General features: G+C 70.3%; 16 protein-coding genes and 1 pseudogene. 3 read left to right on the top strand and 14 right to left on the bottom strand.

What is annotated here, in order from left to right; genetic code table 11:
* Positions 1 to 79: 79 nt before the first annotated feature.
* Entirely contained in the window at positions 80 to 247 is a 168-nt protein-coding gene (locus LAQ74_RS10525) for an HVO_0758 family zinc finger protein (RefSeq protein ID WP_224332507.1), read from the top strand.
* Between the two features lie 11 nt (positions 248 to 258).
* Here the strand turns inward: LAQ74_RS10525 and LAQ74_RS10520 are convergent, their stop codons facing one another.
* The 12 genes and pseudogenes from LAQ74_RS10520 to LAQ74_RS10460 form a co-directional block, all read right to left on the bottom strand.
* Entirely contained in the window at positions 259 to 1386 is a 1128-nt protein-coding gene (locus LAQ74_RS10520) for an aldo/keto reductase (RefSeq protein ID WP_224332506.1), read from the bottom strand.
* Positions 1387 to 1475: 89 nt separating this feature from the next.
* Positions 1476 to 2648: a DHH family phosphoesterase gene (locus tag LAQ74_RS10515; RefSeq protein ID WP_224332505.1), complete on the bottom strand. Its 1173-nt coding sequence runs from the start codon at positions 2646 to 2648 to the stop codon at positions 1476 to 1478.
* Positions 2649 to 2735: 87 nt separating this feature from the next.
* The gene (locus tag LAQ74_RS10510; protein WP_224332504.1) at positions 2736 to 3677 is read right to left on the bottom strand and encodes an SDR family oxidoreductase; all 942 of its coding nucleotides are present in this window, start codon (positions 3675 to 3677) and stop codon (positions 2736 to 2738) included.
* A complete protein-coding gene (locus LAQ74_RS10505; protein ID WP_224332503.1) occupies positions 3677 to 4108 on the bottom strand; it encodes a DUF5791 family protein in 432 nt (143 codons plus the stop codon). The genes LAQ74_RS10510 and LAQ74_RS10505 overlap by 1 nt, the downstream gene beginning before the upstream one ends.
* Positions 4109 to 4142: 34 nt before the next feature.
* A pseudogene (locus tag LAQ74_RS10495) lies at positions 4143 to 7334 on the bottom strand (DUF7286 family protein).
* Positions 7331 to 8197 (bottom strand): DUF7284 family protein, encoded by an 867-nt coding sequence (locus LAQ74_RS10490; RefSeq protein ID WP_224332500.1) that lies wholly within the window; start codon positions 8195 to 8197, stop codon positions 7331 to 7333. Before LAQ74_RS10490 ends, LAQ74_RS10495 begins: the two are co-directional and overlap by 4 nt.
* The gene (locus tag LAQ74_RS10485) at positions 8194 to 8613 is read right to left on the bottom strand and encodes a DUF7285 family protein (RefSeq protein WP_224332499.1); all 420 of its coding nucleotides are present in this window, start codon (positions 8611 to 8613) and stop codon (positions 8194 to 8196) included. The genes LAQ74_RS10490 and LAQ74_RS10485 overlap by 4 nt, the downstream gene beginning before the upstream one ends.
* Positions 8614 to 8695: 82 nt before the next feature.
* Complete coding sequence (locus LAQ74_RS10480) at positions 8696 to 9166, bottom strand: DUF7283 family protein (RefSeq protein ID WP_224332498.1); 471 nt, start codon at positions 9164 to 9166, stop codon at positions 8696 to 8698.
* A 34-nt stretch (positions 9167 to 9200) separates the two neighbouring features.
* Positions 9201 to 11027, bottom strand: coding sequence for a type II secretion system protein (locus LAQ74_RS10475; protein WP_224332497.1), 1827 nt, complete (start codon positions 11025 to 11027; stop codon positions 9201 to 9203).
* Entirely contained in the window at positions 11024 to 12958 is a 1935-nt protein-coding gene (locus tag LAQ74_RS10470; protein ID WP_224332496.1) for a type II/IV secretion system ATPase subunit, read from the bottom strand. The genes LAQ74_RS10475 and LAQ74_RS10470 overlap by 4 nt, the downstream gene beginning before the upstream one ends.
* A 33-nt stretch (positions 12959 to 12991) precedes the next feature.
* A complete protein-coding gene (locus LAQ74_RS10465; protein ID WP_224332495.1) occupies positions 12992 to 13483 on the bottom strand; it encodes a DUF7311 family protein in 492 nt (163 codons plus the stop codon).
* On the bottom strand, positions 13480 to 13950 hold the full coding sequence (locus LAQ74_RS10460) for a DUF7310 family coiled-coil domain-containing protein (RefSeq protein WP_224332494.1): 471 nt from the start codon (positions 13948 to 13950) through the stop codon (positions 13480 to 13482). The genes LAQ74_RS10465 and LAQ74_RS10460 overlap by 4 nt, the downstream gene beginning before the upstream one ends.
* A gap of 77 nt (positions 13951 to 14027) precedes the next feature.
* Between LAQ74_RS10460 and LAQ74_RS10455 the strand changes: the two genes are divergently transcribed.
* Positions 14028 to 15107, top strand: coding sequence for a tubulin/FtsZ family protein (locus tag LAQ74_RS10455; protein WP_224332493.1), 1080 nt, complete (start codon positions 14028 to 14030; stop codon positions 15105 to 15107).
* A gap of 288 nt (positions 15108 to 15395) precedes the next feature.
* Here the strand turns inward: LAQ74_RS10455 and LAQ74_RS10450 are convergent, their stop codons facing one another.
* Both LAQ74_RS10450 and LAQ74_RS10445 read right to left on the bottom strand, forming a co-directional pair.
* The gene (locus LAQ74_RS10450; RefSeq protein ID WP_224332492.1) at positions 15396 to 16739 is read right to left on the bottom strand and encodes an alkaline phosphatase family protein; all 1344 of its coding nucleotides are present in this window, start codon (positions 16737 to 16739) and stop codon (positions 15396 to 15398) included.
* A gap of 38 nt (positions 16740 to 16777) precedes the next feature.
* Complete coding sequence (locus LAQ74_RS10445) at positions 16778 to 16921, bottom strand: hypothetical protein (protein ID WP_224332491.1); 144 nt, start codon at positions 16919 to 16921, stop codon at positions 16778 to 16780.
* 8 nt (positions 16922 to 16929) lie between these two features.
* Between LAQ74_RS10445 and LAQ74_RS10440 the strand changes: the two genes are divergently transcribed.
* Positions 16930 to 17367 (top strand): DUF5788 family protein, encoded by a 438-nt coding sequence (locus LAQ74_RS10440; protein ID WP_224332490.1) that lies wholly within the window; start codon positions 16930 to 16932, stop codon positions 17365 to 17367.
* The last annotated feature ends 13 nt before the right edge of the window (positions 17368 to 17380 follow it).

Raw genomic sequence — 17380 nt, 5'->3', positions numbered from 1 at the left:
GGTGCCCGAATCCGGACGTTCGCTATTTGCAACCAGTTCCGCCGGACTATTTTTGTGGGGTGGGCGATAATGGCGGAGCATGAAATCCACCCGGAAGGGTCTGCGCGAGGGAGAACTCGACAAAGACACGTACGGGCGTCTCGCGTGCGAGGAGTGCGAGGAGACGTTGAAGAAGCGCAACGACCCCGACGAGGTGTTCGCGGTTCGTAGCTGTCCGGACTGCGGCCGCGAGTGGAAGGAACTGTAGCGCGGCGGCCCTCACTCGAAGACGGCGTCGAACACCTTCGCGCCTAGTGGGTCGAACGTCCCTGCGGCGACGTTCTCGGCGACGTGTTTTCGACGACTCGTCCCGACGAGCGCCGCCGTCACCGCGGGGGCGCTCCGCGCGAAGTTGAGCGCGCGCTGTGCCGTCGAGTCGCCTTCTAACTCCGCGGCGACCGCCTCCGGCATCCGACTTACGAGGTCGCCCTGCTTCAGACTCGCGCTCGCGAACACGGAGAGGCCGGTGTCGTGGGCGAACTCCAGCGCGCTCACCCGGTCGCTTTCCCCGCGTTCGTCGCCTCCAGCTTCGCCGTCTCCACCGCGACGCTCGTGGACCTTCGCGGTGAACGCGTCGGCCATCTCGACGTTGAACGGTAGTTGGAGCGCAAGTAGTCCCGACTCCTCGTTGCCGGCGGCGTCGGCGGCGCGTTCGGCGCACGCGACGACCTCCGCCAACGAGAGATAGCTCGGGTGCTCGGGCGGCACGCGGAACGCCTCCCACGTCGCGACGCCGTAGCCGCCGATATCGCCCGCGGTTCGCCGCTCTTCGAGGCGCTCGAAGGCGGCTTCCAACTGGTCGTACACCGCGTCGGCGTCGCGCACCGCCAACTGTGTCTCGGGGTTGTGGACGTAGTAGCAGTCGACGCTGTCGAGACCGAGGTTGTCGAGCGAGCGGTCGAGCATCGCGTCGAGGTAGTCGGAAGCGAGACAGTGACTGCCGCGAGCGAGGTCGTCGATGTCGACGAGGCCCGTCTCGACGAACCGCTCGCGAACGTACTCGCTCGGGTCGCTCGGCCGATCGCCGTCGAACGGGAGAAAGCCGCCCTTCGTGGCGACGACGACCTCATCCCGCTCGACGTCGGCCTCGTCGAGCGCGCGGCCGACGACGCGCTCGCTCCGCTGACAGCGGTAGTTTATCGCGGTGTCGACGAGGTTGACGCCGCTCTCGAACGCGGCTACGAGCGCCTCCCGATACCTGTCGTCGACGTCGTCAGTCGGGTCGCCGAGGTACGTGCCGATACCGATGCTCGACACCACGCCGGGACCGAACCGGCGGAAGTAGGTGCGACCGAAACTGTCGCCGAAGCGGTCCCGATACCCCCACGTGCCGCTCGCGGTAGCCATGGACACGATACGGGCGGCCGGTGAAAAAGCGTTCACGTCGGCGGTCACGCGTCGGGCGCGCGTCGGTGGCCTCGAGCGCGTGCCAGCGCTCACACGTCGCCGGTGAGCGTCTGGAACAGGCGGTCGACCAGCCCGTTTCTGGGCACGGGGCTCGGCACGTCGCCGCCGGCCGGGTCGACCTGCGGAATCTGACCGCCGCCCATCCGGGCGTGACCACCGGCGGACGCGCTCGGGATGTCGGAGACGGCGGCCTCCAGCGCACGGCCCATGTGGACGCGGTCGTCGCGGGAGCGACCCGAGAGGTACACCGTGCCGTCGCGCTCGCCGCAGACGACGACTGCGGTGACGCCTTCGAGGTGCATCAGTTCGTCCGCCGCCTGCGGGATAGAGTCGACGTTCGAGACGGGGCCGACGTCGCTGACGGCGAACGAGCCCTGCACTTTCCGACCCGCGATGGCGCGGGCTTTCACCTCCAGCACCTCCGCGCCGACCTGCGGGTTGGCGATGCGGTCCAGCAGGTCCTCGTCGACGCCGGGGTAGAGATAGCCGCTGGCGGTGAAGTCGGCGGCGACACAGCCCGACGTGAGCCGTTTGGTGTCGGCGAGGATGCCGTACAGCAGACCGGTCGCCACCGTCGACGGCATCGTGTAGCGGGCGTTTATCTCGCTGGCGTGCTGGTCGGGCGGAACGGGTTTCGCGCCGATGTCGCGGAAGTACTCGGCGACGATGCTGGCGCTCGCGCCGTAGTTCGTTCGCACATCGGTGAACTCCTCGCCCGCGCCGTCGCCGGGGTGGTGGTCGATGACGGCGAACGGGAGCACGCTCTCGGCCCCGGCGAACCCGCGCGGCGTGTTGTGGTCGACGAGGACGACGTTCTCGGCGGCGATTTCGGAGACGTGGTCGATCTGTTCGAGGTCCAAGTCGAGGACGGTTCGGAAGGCGCGGTTCTCCTGGTGGCGTATCTGCCCGGTGAACTGGATACGTGCCTGCGTATCCACCTGGTCGGCGAGGCAGGCGACGCCGATAGCCGCCGCCATCGCGTCGGGGTCCGGGTTCGGGTGCATCAACACCGCGATTTCGTCGAGGTTCGACAGCGCTCGCTTGAACTGCACCCCCATCGGGCGGCGGAACCACTGAAGCGCGTAGCTGACGCCGAACAGCGCGACGAGACCGACGGCCAGAACTGTCGCGATCTCGGGGTTCTCGCGGACGAACACCTCCGCGTCGGAGAGCGCCTCCGTCGCGGCGACCCTACTCGGCATACTCCGTCTGTCAAAGTCGACCGGTAAGAAGGTTCCCCAAATATATTCGTGCGGGTTCGGAGGGACAGGAAGGCGACGACGCGACTCTCAGCGCTCTCTTCTCCGATACTGCTCGATTGCGGTGGCGTACCCTGCGCGGTAGTCGGGGTACCGGAACTCGTAGCCGAGTTCGCGGAGCAGCGCGTTCGAGCAGCGCTTGCTCGTGAGAATCCGTCGTCGTGCCGCCTCCAAGAGGTCGCCCGCGTCGAGTCGCTCCGCCTTCGTCCGCTTCGACGGGCGCTCGACGCCACACTCGTCGGCGAGCCAGTCGGCGAACGCCCACTTCTCGGCGGGTTCGTCGTCGACGACCAGCACCACCCCGTCGTGTCCGTGGTCGCGCTCCAGCAGGTACGCGATGGCTCCAGCGGCGTCGTCGCGGTGGACCATGTTGAGATAGCCCTCGGTCACCGGCCCTTCGAGGTAGCGCTCCAGCCGATAGCGCTTCGGGCCGTACAGCCCCGCAAAGCGGGCGACGGTGCCGTCGAAGCCGTACTCGCGCGGCACCTCGCGAGCGACGCGCTCGGCCGCCGCGAGAACCCGCGTCTTCTCCGTCGTCGGCCGTATCTCGGTCTCCTCGTCGACCCAGTCGCCGCCGTGGTCGCCGTAGACGCCGGTACTCGACGTGTAGACGTACCGCTCGGGGCCGTCATCGCGCTCGCCGAACGCCGCGAGCGCCGTCCGCTGCCCGTCGACGAACACCTCGCGGGCGGCGTCGGCGTCGCGGCCGCCGGAGCTCGCGGCGAACACCAGCCAGTCGGCGTCCGGCACCGGTTCGAGCGACGCCGCGTCGGTTACGTCGGCGCACACGGCGTCGAATCCGGCCGCTTCCATGGCTTCCAGTCCCTCCTCGGAGCGGCGGACGCCGACCACGTCGTGACCCGCCGCCGTCAACTGGCGGCCGAGTTCGGTGCCGACGTAACCACAGCCGAGGACGACGACGCGTTTCGGCTCGGCGGCGTCGTCGCCGTCGGTGTCGCTGCGGGGACTCATCAGCGGTCGTTCCGCTCGGCGATGAACGCGTGGACCGCCGCGAGGTCGTCGAGCGGGAAGGCGGTCCGCCCTTCGAGCGCCTGCTGGACCTCCTGGCCGGTGAGGTCGGCGTCGATGTTCGAGGCGATGGTATCCACGTCGAGGACGCCCGTCGTCATCCCCAGCAGGAGGTGGTCGCGCAGTTCGAGTACGATGGCCTCCCGGTCGGGGTAGCCGTCGCCGACGGCGAGGATACCGGCGGCCTCTTCGAGCGTGAGGTCGGGGGACTCGCCCTCGGCGAGCGCGACGACGCGGTCGCGGTCGACGCCCGACTCGGCGGCGACCGTCTCGACGCCCTCGGCGTCGACGACGGCGGCCAACTGCGAGTCGTAGGCGGCGCGCAACTCGTTCGGCGTCAGCGACCCCGGACTCTCTGCGGCGTCGTAGAGCATGGGAGAACTCGCCCGGCGTCGGCCAAAACGGTTGTCACTCGGAACGCGGGTCGGGAGCGGCGTCCGGTCGACACCGGGGTTCCGGCTCACACCCCGGAGCAGGCCACCCACCCGACCGTTCGTCGGCATCGCCGTCGACGTCGCCGACGCCCGGCGGCGTCGGGGGGACAGCCACGACGACGGTGGTCTGCGCCTCGAAGGAGATACGCTCGCTCCGACCCAGTCGCTCGGCCTCGCCGTCGCCGTCGACGTCGAGCGTCACCGGGTCACCGTCGCGGACGTACCGCAGGTCGCTCGATCCCGCCGTGCCGCGTCGGGCGGTGACGACGAACTGCGCGTACTCCCCCCGGGCCTCGACGGTCCAGACGTTGACCGTCGCGTACCAGTACCCCGGCACGGGGGCGACGGGGAGCCCCGAGGGGACGCCGACGAGCGCCTTGTCGGCCCACTTCGTCCCTTCGAGACGGTCGCGTACTTTCTCTCGTGCGCGGTCCGTCGCTCGCTCGGTGCCGCTCTCCAGCCCCTCGGCGAGTTTCTTCTTGGCGTAGCGGGCGAGATACTGCGTCGTCTCGGACGTGCGCTCGGTCGGTCGTCGGTCGACCTGGGCGGCGTCGCTTCGGGCCGCGTCGAGCATCGACGTCCGGAGTCGGACCGCGAGACGGTCGGTCCGCCTGTCGTGCCAACCGCGCCGCTCGCCGACCTGCTCGGCGACGGCCGTCGCCGCCGAACCGTTGCCGGCGGCGAGCGCTCGCCGCCCGTGGCCCTCCCAGTTGGCGAACCCGCGGTCGACGGCGGTGCGGCGTTGCGTCGCCGACAACTCGGTCTACCGTTCGAGCGTCGTCCGCGCCGCTTCCTTCGTCACGTCGACGCCGTCTCCGACCTCGGTCCCGAGCCGCTGTCGCCGCTCGTCCAGCGTCTCGTTCCCGGTCGCGGCGGCGGTCCGGTTCGCCACGACGAGCACCTGTCCGCCGGTCCGGAGATTCACCTGCTCCGACCCCTCGAGCGCGCGGCCGACGACGGTGTCTGCCACGTCGTCGTACGGGGCCGTCACGAGGTTCGTGTTCCGGGCGGCCAGCGGTCGATAGCTCGCGTTGGCCGGAATCGGTGGCGCGTGCGCCCGCTCGACGGTGCCGAGCGTGAGGTAGGCGGGCGAGCCATCGGGACGGAGTGCTACGTCGCTCGCCGGCGCGTCGTCGCCGAACGTCCGCGACTCCGGTCGGACCGTCCCCTCGGCGGTTTCGACGAGGCGGCCGAGTTCGGACGGCGACGACGCCGTCGACCCGTGGTCGGACAGCGTCTCGCCCACCCGGTCGTTTCGCTCCGCGGTCCGGTCGGCCCGGACGTCGAGGTGAGCGAGGACGCGGTCGAGGTACGCCGCCCGCGCCGCGACGCGCGCCCGGTCGGCCGCCCCGTCGTACGTCTCGGGGGCGTCGAGTAGTTCGGACCGGTGCGAACGGAGTTCGACGGCCAGTTCCGATGGCGGGTTCGCCTCGCCGGTCGCGACGCGCGTCGCATCGACCTCGACGTCGACGTCCCGAACGTCCGCTCTGAACGCCGAGAGGTCGTCGTACGCCCACGACCCGAGGCTGTCCGGTCGTTCGCCGGTGAACGTCGTCGTTCTCGTTTTCGTCCTCGTGTCCGCTTCGGTTCTCGGCGCGGCATCCCCGACGGCTCGCCGAGCGACGGCATCGACACCGCCGCGCCGGTCGACCATCGCCGTCCACGCGCGCTCGGGAACGTCACCGAGGTTCGGACCGTCGAGCGCGCCGCCGCGTTCGAATTTCGGGTCGACCGGCCGAGACGGAACGCCGTCGAGTGAGCGCCGTTCGACGTCCATCGAGATACCGACGCGGTACCGGTCAGTCCACGTCGCTCGGGTCGTTTTCGTCTCGTTGCCCCGTCGCCACGTCGTCGTTCGGACGTGGCGTTCGACGACGCGGCGCGTCGCCGTCTCGACACGCACGCCGTTCCTCTCGGCTTCTGTCGCGTCGCCCGACGACACCGAGACGTGGGTCTCCGTTTCGTCGGCGACGGAACTCCAGTTGCGACCGGGCGACGAGGGTCGTTCCGGCGTTCCCTCTCTCGTCTGCTCGACGCGCGTCGAGAGGTGAGCGTCGACGCGGTACGCCGCGTCGAGCGTCTCCGCCAGCGACTGGGGCCGGTGCGACCGCTTGCTCCCTTCGACAGCCGCTGGCTCGCCGTCGAGCAGCGAGACGAACGCGACATCGGCGGTTCGGTTGACACCGACGGTGAGTGACCGTTCTTCTCTCGACGGAGTCGACGGCGCGGGGACCTCCGTCTCGGGAGGGGTCGGGTCGTTCGGCGGAGCGAGAACCTCTGCCGCGACTGCCTCCTCGTCCGGCGGCGTCGACTCCAGCAGGTCGGCCGCGCCGACCCGTGCCGTCGCCCGTTCGACGCCGCGACGAGCCGCCGGGTCGCTCCGACCGAACGCCGCCCGCTGCACCGCGACGACGCCGGTGTTCGTCGACAGTCCGACGTGGCGGTTCGAGACGACGTTCTCGATGGGCGCACCGCGGTTCTGCGCGTAGCCGCGGGCCCAGGCGACGGCGTACAGTCGCGCGGTCAGTTGTCGGTCCAGTCCCGGACCTGTGAGCGCCGGTCGTTCGAGGCGCGCCTCGAACGACTCGGTTCGGTCGTGTGCGAGAAGCACCGGGTTCGCCACGGTCACGGTCAGCGAGTCCGTCCGCGTCGCGACGACCCGACCGCCGCGGGTCGCCGTCCGCGTGACGTTTTCGAGCGTGACGCGCATCGCCGTCCCCTCGTCGACGCGCTCGACGGTGACGGATCGCTTCGCTTGCCGGAGGTCCGAAACGTTCCGTACCGGTGGCACCGACACCGTCGTCGCGACGCCGTTGCGACGGTCCGTCGTCCGCTCGAACCGCTCCCGCGCCGCGAGGTAGACGCGAATCCGGAGCGAGTCGACGAACGGCGCCGACTCGTTGAGCGCCCTTCCGGCGGATGTCTCGGCCCGCGTAGTGACCGGATTCGCCGCGGCGTCGACAGCGGCCTCGTCGGCGGCGACGCGGAGCGCGGTGACCGACTCGGCCTCGACGCGCTCCATCGTCGTCCCCACGTCGTCGTCGCGGACGGGGGCGGGACCGTCCAGCGTCGCGGCGAAGGCCGAACTCGTCACGAGAAGCAGGACACCGACGAGCGCGAACGGGACGCGCCCGCGCTTGCCGTCGAGAAAGTCGGAGCGACTCACGCCGACCACCGCCGAACCGTGATGCGGACCTCTCCACCCGAGAGCGCCACCGCCGCCTCGGCCGGCGAGTCGAATACGCGTCTCAGGTCAGATTCGACCCGCGGTTCGAGCGCTGCGAGGAGTCGCGCGTTCGCCGTCGACACCGTCGAACGGTTCGGCGCAGACGGCAACGTCGCCCCGGAGAGCGCCGCCGCCCTGTCGTATCGGTGGCCGACGAGCGCCGACGTCGGGTAGTCGCCGCCGAGCGCCAGGCGGGTTCGCTTCGGCGGGAACCACGCGTTCACGAGTCGGTCGCTGACAATCGTCGCGACACCCGCGAACCCGTCGTCCATCGCGCTCCGCGCGGCCGCGTCGGCGTCCGAGTCGCTGGCAGTCGGCACCGAGAGGACTGCGGTGTGAACGTCGGCCGACGCCGGCGGTTCCTCACCGACGCTGGTCGACGCCCCGACGCTCGACCCGACGTGCGGCCGCCACCGCGCGACGACGTGCGTCCGCGGCGGCAACGCGCGGGCGACTGCCGCGCGAACCTGTCGTCGGAAGTCGTCACCGGTGTGCGTCACGCGTTCTCCGTCGACTCTCGGGGTCGCCGTCGTCGACTCGGCCAGCAGTTCCGCGAGCGACCCGTGGGCGCGGCGGTCGAACGCCGGCCCGTCGGTCACGGGGAACCGCTCGGCGTCGTCGGCGCGGCGCGCCCCGCTCGCGAGCGTGTAGTCGACCTCGGCGGTGGTCGTCGAGAGCATCTCCGCCGTCCGTGAGGCGTCGGCGGCGGGTTCGTCGGCTCCCGTCGGCACGTCAGCCAGCGTCACGGCGGCGGCGCTGACGAGGAGCAAGCAGAGCGCGGCGTCGAGGACGCTGCTCGTCATCGCCACACCGCCACCCGCAGGTGGCCGGGCCGGACGACACCCGGTGCGAGGCGGACACTCAGTCGTCGACTCGCCCTGTCCGCAGCCCCCTCACCGTCGACGTTCGCCGGGTCGACCGACCCGACGGTCCACCGCCGCTCCCCGACAGCGAGCGAGAGGTTGAGCCGATAACCCGCCGGGGCGGCGTCACGGGCACGTCCGAGCGCCGTCGGGTCGGCGACCCCGCCGTCGGTTATCTCGGCCGACGCGCGTTCGAGCGTCGTCTCGGAGATCGCTCGCTCTCCGGTGGGCACAGCCTCTTCGAAGGTGACGGCGTAGAGCGAGAGCGCGACGACCACCGCGAAGACGGCGACGAGTGCCGTCGTCGGCTCCGTCTGGGCCCGACTCTCCCGGCCCGCGAGGCGTGCCCGGCGCACCCAACTCGCTCCACCCGACCGACGCGCCTCACCCACCTCACCCGCCTCACCCGCCTCATCCGCCCCACGAGACCGACGTGGCCTACGCGCCGACGAGCGTGGCATCGCTCTCCCCCCATTCGGCGCGCCGAACGACGAGCGTCCGATCGACCGTCTGCCACGTCGACTCCTCGGTTCGGGCCTCGATGAGCGCCTGCGTGAACGCCCGTCGACTGTCGAACGCCTCCCCCGGCGGGACGCCGTGGAGGACGGTTTCGAGCCGCGACCCCGGTGCAACGGGCGTCACCGGTCCGAAAACGAACGAGGCGTGGGTCGTCCCGGCGTCGTTTCGGAGGCTCAGCCGATGCGGGCCGACTCGAATCGCCTCGGCCGCGAGCGGGTGTTCTGCCGTGGCCGGATACTCGCTGGCGGCGACGCCGTCGACGGTGTCGGCGACGCCCGCCGCGTCCGGTGTGGCCGTCGCCGGAAACGTCGTCGCGGCGCCGAGCATCGCGACGCTCGCGACGGCGAGTCCCAGCCACGTGTACCACGTCTCTACGGGTGCGTCGAACATGAGGCGGGTTGGCCTCCTCCTCCGTTTTAAACCCTCACACGAGCAACCCGGCGGCGACGAACGCCGTGAGATACGTCGTCGTCGCCGCGAGCAGGGCGAGACCGATTCGGTAGCCGAGCAGCACACGGTCGAGTCCGTGTTCGAGGGCCGTCGCCAGCGCGGTCAGAAGGACCGCCGAGAGGAGGACGTAGACGCCGACGACGAGGCCGAACGTCGCCGTCCCCGGCGCGCCACCGAGCGCCGACCCCGCGGCGGACGCGGTTCCGGCTGCCGCGCCCGTAGCGTCCGCTGCATCCGTCCCGAACGCCGCCGCTTCCGGCGTCGCGGACGCCGATGCGCCGTCCAACCGCTCGACGAGCGCGACCGTCGCGCCGCCGACGAGCGGCCCGAACAGCGCGCCGGTGTTCTGAAGCGTCTCGGTCAGCTCCGCCAGCTCTCGCCGCGCCTCGCGTTCGAGCCGTCGGAGGCGACTCAGTTGCTCGGCCGTCGCGACGAGCGCCGCGCCCGCGGGTGCGCCTTCCGTCGCCGCGAGCGCCAGCAGTTCGGCCGCGCTTCGCGCCCGCGGACTCGGAACCGCCGAGAGCGCCCCGTCGTCGCCGAGAAACGCGTCGCGAACGTCGACGCGGAGCGCCCGCTGTGTCGTCACGGCGTCGGCCAACATCTCACCGGTCGCGCCGTCGAGTTCGTCGGCGACGCGGTCCAGCGCGCGTTCGACGGCGACGCCTTCGACGACGTGGCGGCCGACCAGATACAGCGCGTCGTCGAGTCCGGCTTCGACCCGCCGCACGTCGGCGTGAACCCGTCGAACCGGTCGGTATCGGACGACGAGCGCCCCACCGACCGCGACGCCGACGCCGACGAGCGGCGCGGTCCACGGGTCGACGACGGCCGCGCCTGCGGCCGCGACGGCGAGCGCCGCGGCCGCAACGGCGAGATATCGGCGACGGCGCGACCCCGACACGTCGGGATGTTCGAGGCCGACGCGCGGCGGCGGGAACGCGACTGGTCGACGGCTGACGAGCCACACGCCCGCCGAGAGCAGTACGAGCAGGAGGAGCACGTCGTAGACGACTACCAGCGGGAGCGTCCCGACCGGGACGCCCGCGCTCGCGGCCGCCGGGAGGACCCCAACCAGCGCCAGCGGCAGCAGGACGCCGAAGGCGTACACCCCCGACAGCGGCGCGCGCACGTTGTCGGCAAAGCGTGCCAGTCGGTCGCGCGTGCCGTCGAGCACCGCGTCGAGCGCGCGCTCCAGCCCGCGTTCGCGGTCGCCGGGCGTCGCCGCCGCGCTGGCGAGAAGCAGCGTCGTCGCCCGTCCGAGCGCCGGCAGTCGGTCCGTCCACTCGTCGCCGAACGCCGCCATCCCGGAGTGTGGTGTCCCGCGGGCACGGCGGACGTGCTCCGCGAGGCTCGACGCCAACAGTCCCTGTCCCGTCCGCGCGGCGAAGGCGGCCGCGCGCTCGGGTGTCGGTTCGAGTCGAAGGCGGAGGACGGCCCGGTTGACCACACCGGCGGCGTCACCCAGCGCCCCGGCCCGTCGCGTCCGAGCGAGTAGCACCGGCACTCGGTGGGAGACGTGGGCTGCGGCGAGTCCCACCCCCAGCGCGAACGGGACGGCGGCGATGGCAGGGAGGGCGAGTATGCCGACCGGAAGCGTACACAGCGAGACGACGACGGCGACCCCGTAACCGCCGCGGACGACCGTCTCGGCCGAGACCGGCGAGTCGAGATACGAGAGGGCGTCGGCGAGCGAGTCGCTGGCGTCGATTTCGAGGGGGACGAGACGGGAAAGCGCTCGAAGGACGGTAGCGGTCGTCGCGGACGCTCCGTCTTCGACACCCACCGACGAACCGGCGCTCATCGACCCACGTACGCCGTCGCGACGTCGGTCGGACGCGTTCGACCGTTCCCAGCGAGCGTTTCGAGCAACTGACGTCGCTTCCCGAGCGCGTCCCGAACGTCGGCGTATCGCTCGCCCGACCCTGCGAGGGAGGCGACGAGCGCGCTGTTCCCCCTGTCGACGAGACCGGTCGGTCTCAGCGCGCCGTCGGCGTACTCGAACAGCGTCTCGAAGCGGAGACGTCCATCACTCACGCGAACCTCCTCGATTCGGGCAACGTGCCGCCCGCCGCTCGGCGAGAGCGTCACCACGAGGTCGGTCGCGGCGAACGACGACTCCGGAACGCCGAGGTCAGAGACGACCCGTTCGCGGACGGCCGCGCCGCCGTCGCCGTGAACGGTCCCGAGGACGGCGCTGCCGTTCGCGCCGACGCGCATCGCCTCGTATAGTGCGGCGGCCTCCTCGCCGCGCACCTCGCCGACGACGAGCGCCCCCTCGCCGAGTCTGAGTGCGGTTCTGACGCCCTCGACCGGCGTGAGCGTCGCGTTCTCACCGAGACCGACGTGGAGCGTCTGAACCTCGCGGTCGTTGCGTTGGAGCGCCTCGACCGGCAGTTCGGGCGTGTCCTCGACGACGACGGTCCGCGTCTCGACCGGCAGTTCCCACAGCAACGCGCCCAGCAGCGTCGTCTTCCCGGCCCCTCGGGTTCCGGCGACGAGTCCGGCGGTGCCGCGTTCGACCGCCAACGAGAGCAGCGCGGCGGCGTCGGGGGAGAGCGTGTCGTTTTCGACCAGCGCCGGGAGCGTCAGCGGGGCGTCGTCGTGGCGGCGGAACGCGAACGCGAGGCCGTCGCTCGCCGGGTCCGAGACGGCCGCGACGCGGATTCGCCCGCTCTCGGCGTCGACCACCGCGTCGAGCGTCGGGTCCGCCTTCGAGAACGGCCGACCGCTCGCGCGTCGAAAACGCGACGCCAGCGCCGCCGCCCCCGACGGCGTCAGTCGAACGTTGGTGTCGAGACGGTCGCCGTCGACGACGACGCGAACTGGGTTCGACTCGACCGGTGCGGTCACGAACACGTCCGAGACCCGAGCGTCCGAAAACAAGTCGTCGAGGACGCCGTGGCCGCGCGTGTGCTTCGTCAGGAGCGCCGCGAGTTGCTCGACCGGCGTCCCGCCACCGCTGTCGCCGTCGTCGCCGTTACCGTCGGCGACGGCGCGGACCGCCCGCCCCGGTGCGCGCTCGCCCGCGCCGCCGACGCCGTCGGCCAGCGCGCTTCGCGCCTCCCGGAGCGTCGCAGTGGCCGCCCGGTCGAGTTCGGTGAACGCTGGGTCGAGCTGATACCAATCCCGACCGCCGTCGCGTTCGTACCGCCGGACCGTCGCGCCGGTGTCGAGCGACCAGCGGTCCGCGAGCGTCGCGTCCGGGGGCGGTCGCAGCGCTACCCGCGAGCGAACGAGCGTCGGCCCGACGAACGGTCGGAGCGCGTCCTCGTACGTCGACACGCGGGCCGCGCCCTCCGCGAGGCCGGTCTCGGCGGCGATTCGGGCGACGGGTCCGGCGCGTCCCGTCGCCTCTCGCGCCGCGCCGAGAGGGTCCCGCCGCGCCCGGTCTGCGACGGCCGTATCGTGGAACGCCGCCCGCTCGACGAACCGTCCGGCGGCCAGCAACAGCGCCACTGCGTCGCCGTCGTACGCTCGTTCGTAGCCGCGAGAGCGGGTTCGGACGACGTCTGCGTCGCACCCGCTGAGCGCGTCGACGACGGTCGCTCGACAGGCTGAGTCGGCGACCAGATCGCCGCCGCCGGAGCAGTCGTCGGCGTCGACGACGAGTTCGACGAGGCGACCGACGCCCGTGCCGCTCGGTTCGACGAACGACGGGTCACAGAGGCAGTCCGTCTCTTCGGCCTCGTGTGACGGTGCGTCGGTGGTTTCGAACCGCGAGAGCAGTCGCATGCGGTGGGGTGGTCGCCTCTCCCTACTTGAACTTCAGCCCGTGCCGCCGCCGTCGGACGTCGTTCGGGGGTCGAGACGCCCGACCGCCACCACCGGTCGACCGCCGCGTTCGAGCAACGAGAGACGGAGTCGGTGCGTGCCCGACGCCGAGAGGCGGAGCGGGCCGCCCGGTGTCGCGAACACGGGTTCCGCGAGACGATAGCTCGCCTCCTCGTGGCCGCCGAGTCGGTAGCTGAGCGACGGGCGGGCAGTCGAACCGCCGCTGCCGTCGAGTTCGACGTAGTCGACGTGCGCGTTCGTCAGCGACCGCTCGGGAATCCGGACGGAGACGACGCGGCGCGCGGCCAGCGATTCGTCGCTCGTCGCGTCCTCGGTCTCGGGGAGGTCCCGCGCGGCGTCGACGACCCGGACGAGTTCGCCGTCGAGGTGAGTCGCCGTCCGGTCGTCGCGGGCCGCGTCGACGGCGGGGAGCGACGCGGCGGTGAGCACGACCGCGAGCGCGACGGTGACGACGAGTCGAATCACCACGTCTCTCGGAGCCGTGCGGCGAGTCCCTCGTTCGACTCCGCGCTCGTCTCTTCTCCGGTGTCGTCGTCCGGCGGCGATTCGCGCATCGCGGTCGTGCTCTCGACGTTTGCAGCGAGTTCGTCGATCACGTCGGTCTCCGCGCGCCGACGTTCTAGCGACTCCACGGCGGCGAGGGCGGCGTCGGCGCGGCGCTTGACGTCGCGGTTGACCGCTCGAACGCCGCCGACGTACCCACGAAGCGCCTGTACCGCGGCGTCGAGCTCGGAGAGGCGGTCGTCGAGGTCCGAGACGCTCTCTTCGACGGCGGTGAGTCGCACGTCCAGCTCGGCGGCGTCGGAGAGGTCGGCGACTGGCGTCTCCGTCCCCGTCGCGGTTCGTTCGACGGCGCCGAGACGCGATTCGAGGCGACTGAGACGAGTTTCGTGGTCGGAATAGCTGTCTCCGCGTGCGGTTTCTTCCTCCATCGTGTTACGACGTGGACTCGTTTTCTCTCATAAGTCTCTGGGGGAAGTTTGAAGACGTGACCCCGATAGAAGGAGGTATGAAAACCGTCCTGATAGGTGTAGGCCAGGCTGGCGGGAAACTCGCCACGGCGCTGGCTGAGTTCGACTCACGGATGGGCTTCGGCGCAGTCCGAGGCGCACTTGCAGTCAACAGCGCGAAAGCAGACCTCCAACCCCTCCCGCTCGACACGGTGCTCGTCGGCCAGGACCGCGTCAGCGGTCACGGCGTCGGCGGCGACAACGAACTCGGCGCGGAAGTGATGCAGTCGGACGCCCGCGAGGTGATGGGTGAGCTCGACGGCCGCATCACCGCCGAGGCGGAAGCCATCTTCGTCGTCGCCGGTCTCGGCGGCGGCACCGGTAGCGGCGGGATGCCCGTTCTCGTGAAGGAACTGAAGCGCGTCTACGACGTGCCCGTCTACGGCCTCGGCATCCTCCCCGGACGCGACGAGGGGTCGATGTACCAAGTGAACGCGGGGCGATCGCTGAAGACCGTCGCCCGTGAAGCCGATTCGGTGCTTCTCGTCGACAACGACGCGTGGCGCTCCTCCGGCGAGAGCATGGAGGAGGGGTTCGACGCCATCAACCAGGCCATAGCCCAGCGCATCGGTCTACTTCTCGCGTCCGGCGAGGCGACCGAGGGCGTCGGCGAATCGGTCGTCGACTCCTCCGAAATCATCAACACGCTCCGCTCCGGCGGCGTCGCGGCGCTCGGCTACGCCAGTTCCGAAGCCAGCGAGGAGGCCGAGGACAACATCAACACCATCATGAGCACCGTCCGTCGAGCGCTTCTCACGGGGACGAGTCTCCCCGAGGCGACGGAGGCCGACTCGGCGCTCGTCGTCGTCGCCGGACAGGCAGAGACCATCTCGCGGAAAGGCGTCGAACGCGCCCGGAGCTGGGTCGAGGAGGAGACCGGCAGTCTGCAGGTCCGCGGCGGTGACTTCCCGCTCGAAAGCGGCCGCCTCGCGGCGCTCATCCTGCTCGGCGGCGTCGAACGCTCCGAGCGCCTCCAGCAGTTCATGGAGCGCGCGAAACAGGCCCAACAAGAGTCCGACGAGGAGAAACCCAACCTCGTCGACATGTGGAGCAACGACGAGATCGATTCGTTGTTGTAAGCGGCGTTAGGTGCGGTTTCGGTCGCTGTCGTCTCTCAAACCGGACGACTCGGTCGATGATTTTTCGCCGCGGATCTGCACGTACAGTATCGCGGCGAGTCCCCCCGAGAACAGCGTGGCCAGAGCCCACGGTATCGGAGTTGTCCCCGTGCGCGCCCGCGAGTCCCGATACACCCACACCGCCCCACCGACAGGTATCGCCGACGCTATCAGCAGGAACAGAACGAGAACCGTCAACACGGGCCCGTCCGGCGGGCTCCCGAACAGCGGGACGGGCGGAATCGTCCTCTAAACGAGACTCGCGCCGTCGAGTTCCGCGCGCTCGTACTCGATCTCCATCAGGTCGAGGATGGTGGGCGCGATGTCGAAGAGGTCGGCCTCGCCGATGTTCGCCTCGGGGTCGTCGACGAACAGCGAGGCGTTGTCGAAGCTGTGCATCCCGTTTCGCGGGCCGACGCCGAACACGTCGTCGTGACCTTTGAACCCGGCTTTCAGGTCGAATCCGTGAGCGGGGATGGCGACGAGATCCGGCGCGATATCCTCGTGGTCGCCGCGGAACGCCTCCTCGCGCTCGACGACTCGGTCGCACACTTTCCGGCCGTCCGGCCCTTCGAGCGCTTCGAGTTCCGCCTTCAGATCGGCGCGGACCTCCTCGTAGTCGTCTTCGGGGACGCTTCCGCGCGGTTCACGGCCTTCGAGGTTGATGTAGAACCGCCCGGGGATGAGCGAGTACGCCCGCGTCTCGTCGGCGATGTCGCCGAGTTCGGTGTGGTCGTCGCTCTCGTAGCTGAGCCAGCCCTCCTGTTCGAGCCACGTGTTGAAGTGGACCTCGTGGTCGAGCGAGGTGAACCCGTGGTCGGAGGCGACGACGAGCGTCACGTCGTCGGGGAGCATCTCGCGGATCTGACCGATGTAGTCGTCGACCTTCTCGTAGAAGTCGAAGAACGCCTGCTTGTTCGGGCCGTCGCGCTCGTAGTCCTTGAAGAGGAAGTGATTGACGCGGTCGGTCGTCATGAAGACGCCGAAGAAGAGGTCCCAGTCGTCTTGCTCGATGTAGTGCGAGAACGCCTCGAACCGCCTGTCGATGGTGTCGTGGGCGTCCTCGACGAACTCGCTTTTGTCCTCCTGGTGGCCGAGTTTGGCGTTGACGTCGATACGGTAGCCCATCGATTCGAGCGTCTCACGGAGCTCGTCCGGTTGCGACGCCTTGTCGACGCTGGGGGAGAGAAAGCCCGAGACCATCCGCTGGACGTTTCGCTGCGGTGGGAACGTGACGGGAACGTTCATCACCGTCGCGTCCATCCCGGCCTCGCTGACGCGGTCCCACAAGCGCGTCGCCTGCACGTCGCGGCCCATCGGGACGTACGTGTCGTAGGAGCCGACCTCGCGGTCCTGGAAGCCGTAGACGCCGGTCTCGCCGGGGTTGACGCCCGTCGTCAGCGCGGGCCAGCAGGCGCTCGACTCCGGCGGGACGATGCTGTCGATGGCCCCGGCGGTGCCCTCGTCGGCCAGACGCGCGAAGTTGGGGAACTCATCGCGGTGTTCGTCGAGAAGACTGAAAGGAACGCCGTCGGTTCCGATGAAAGCGACGCGCGGATTGTCGCTACCGCGCAGTCGGTCGAACAAACCCATACCCCCGGATACTGTCGAAGAGCGTAAAGAGTCTTCCCTTAGTCGCAACGCTCGAAATCGACGCCGTCTGTGTGTCGATGGGTCGTCGCCTCCCGTCGATGGACCGTCGCCGCGCTCTCGCCGCGTTCGCCCCCGCTGCCGACCGTCCCGAGGGCGAAGGAGCGAAGTGCCGAGCGACGCAACGGGAGGTATGAAGGAGTTCGAGCGGAAGCGGTTGCTGGAGCGGGTCAACCGCGAGGGGGCGACCGTCGGTGCGGACATCCCCGACCGCATCGACGTACAGGGCGAGGAGATCGACCTCCGCCAGTTCGTCTTCGAGATAAAGCGGCGCGACACCATCCCACCGGGCGAGAAGGAGCGCGTCGACCAAGCGAAGAAGAACCTCCGCCGCGAGCGACTGCAGCGATTCCAGAAAATCGAGAACGACGAAGTGAGCTACGAGGAGGGCGAACGGCTCGTCGAGAGCATCGTCGGCATCGACCGGGCGCTCAACGCGCTGGAATCGCTCCGCCCGACGGATCTGAATCAAGAGGCGGAGTTACAGGAGGCCGCCGACAAGAAGCGGTGGATGAACTTCCTCAGACAGGCGCTCGGCCGCGACGACTCCGGGGGGCGGATGCGGCGATGAACACGAGCGTCCG

The organism is Haloprofundus halobius, assembly GCF_020097835.1.
Taxonomy (GTDB): domain Archaea; phylum Halobacteriota; class Halobacteria; order Halobacteriales; family Haloferacaceae; genus Haloprofundus; species Haloprofundus halobius.
This window is presented reverse-complemented; position numbering and strand designations above follow the sequence as displayed.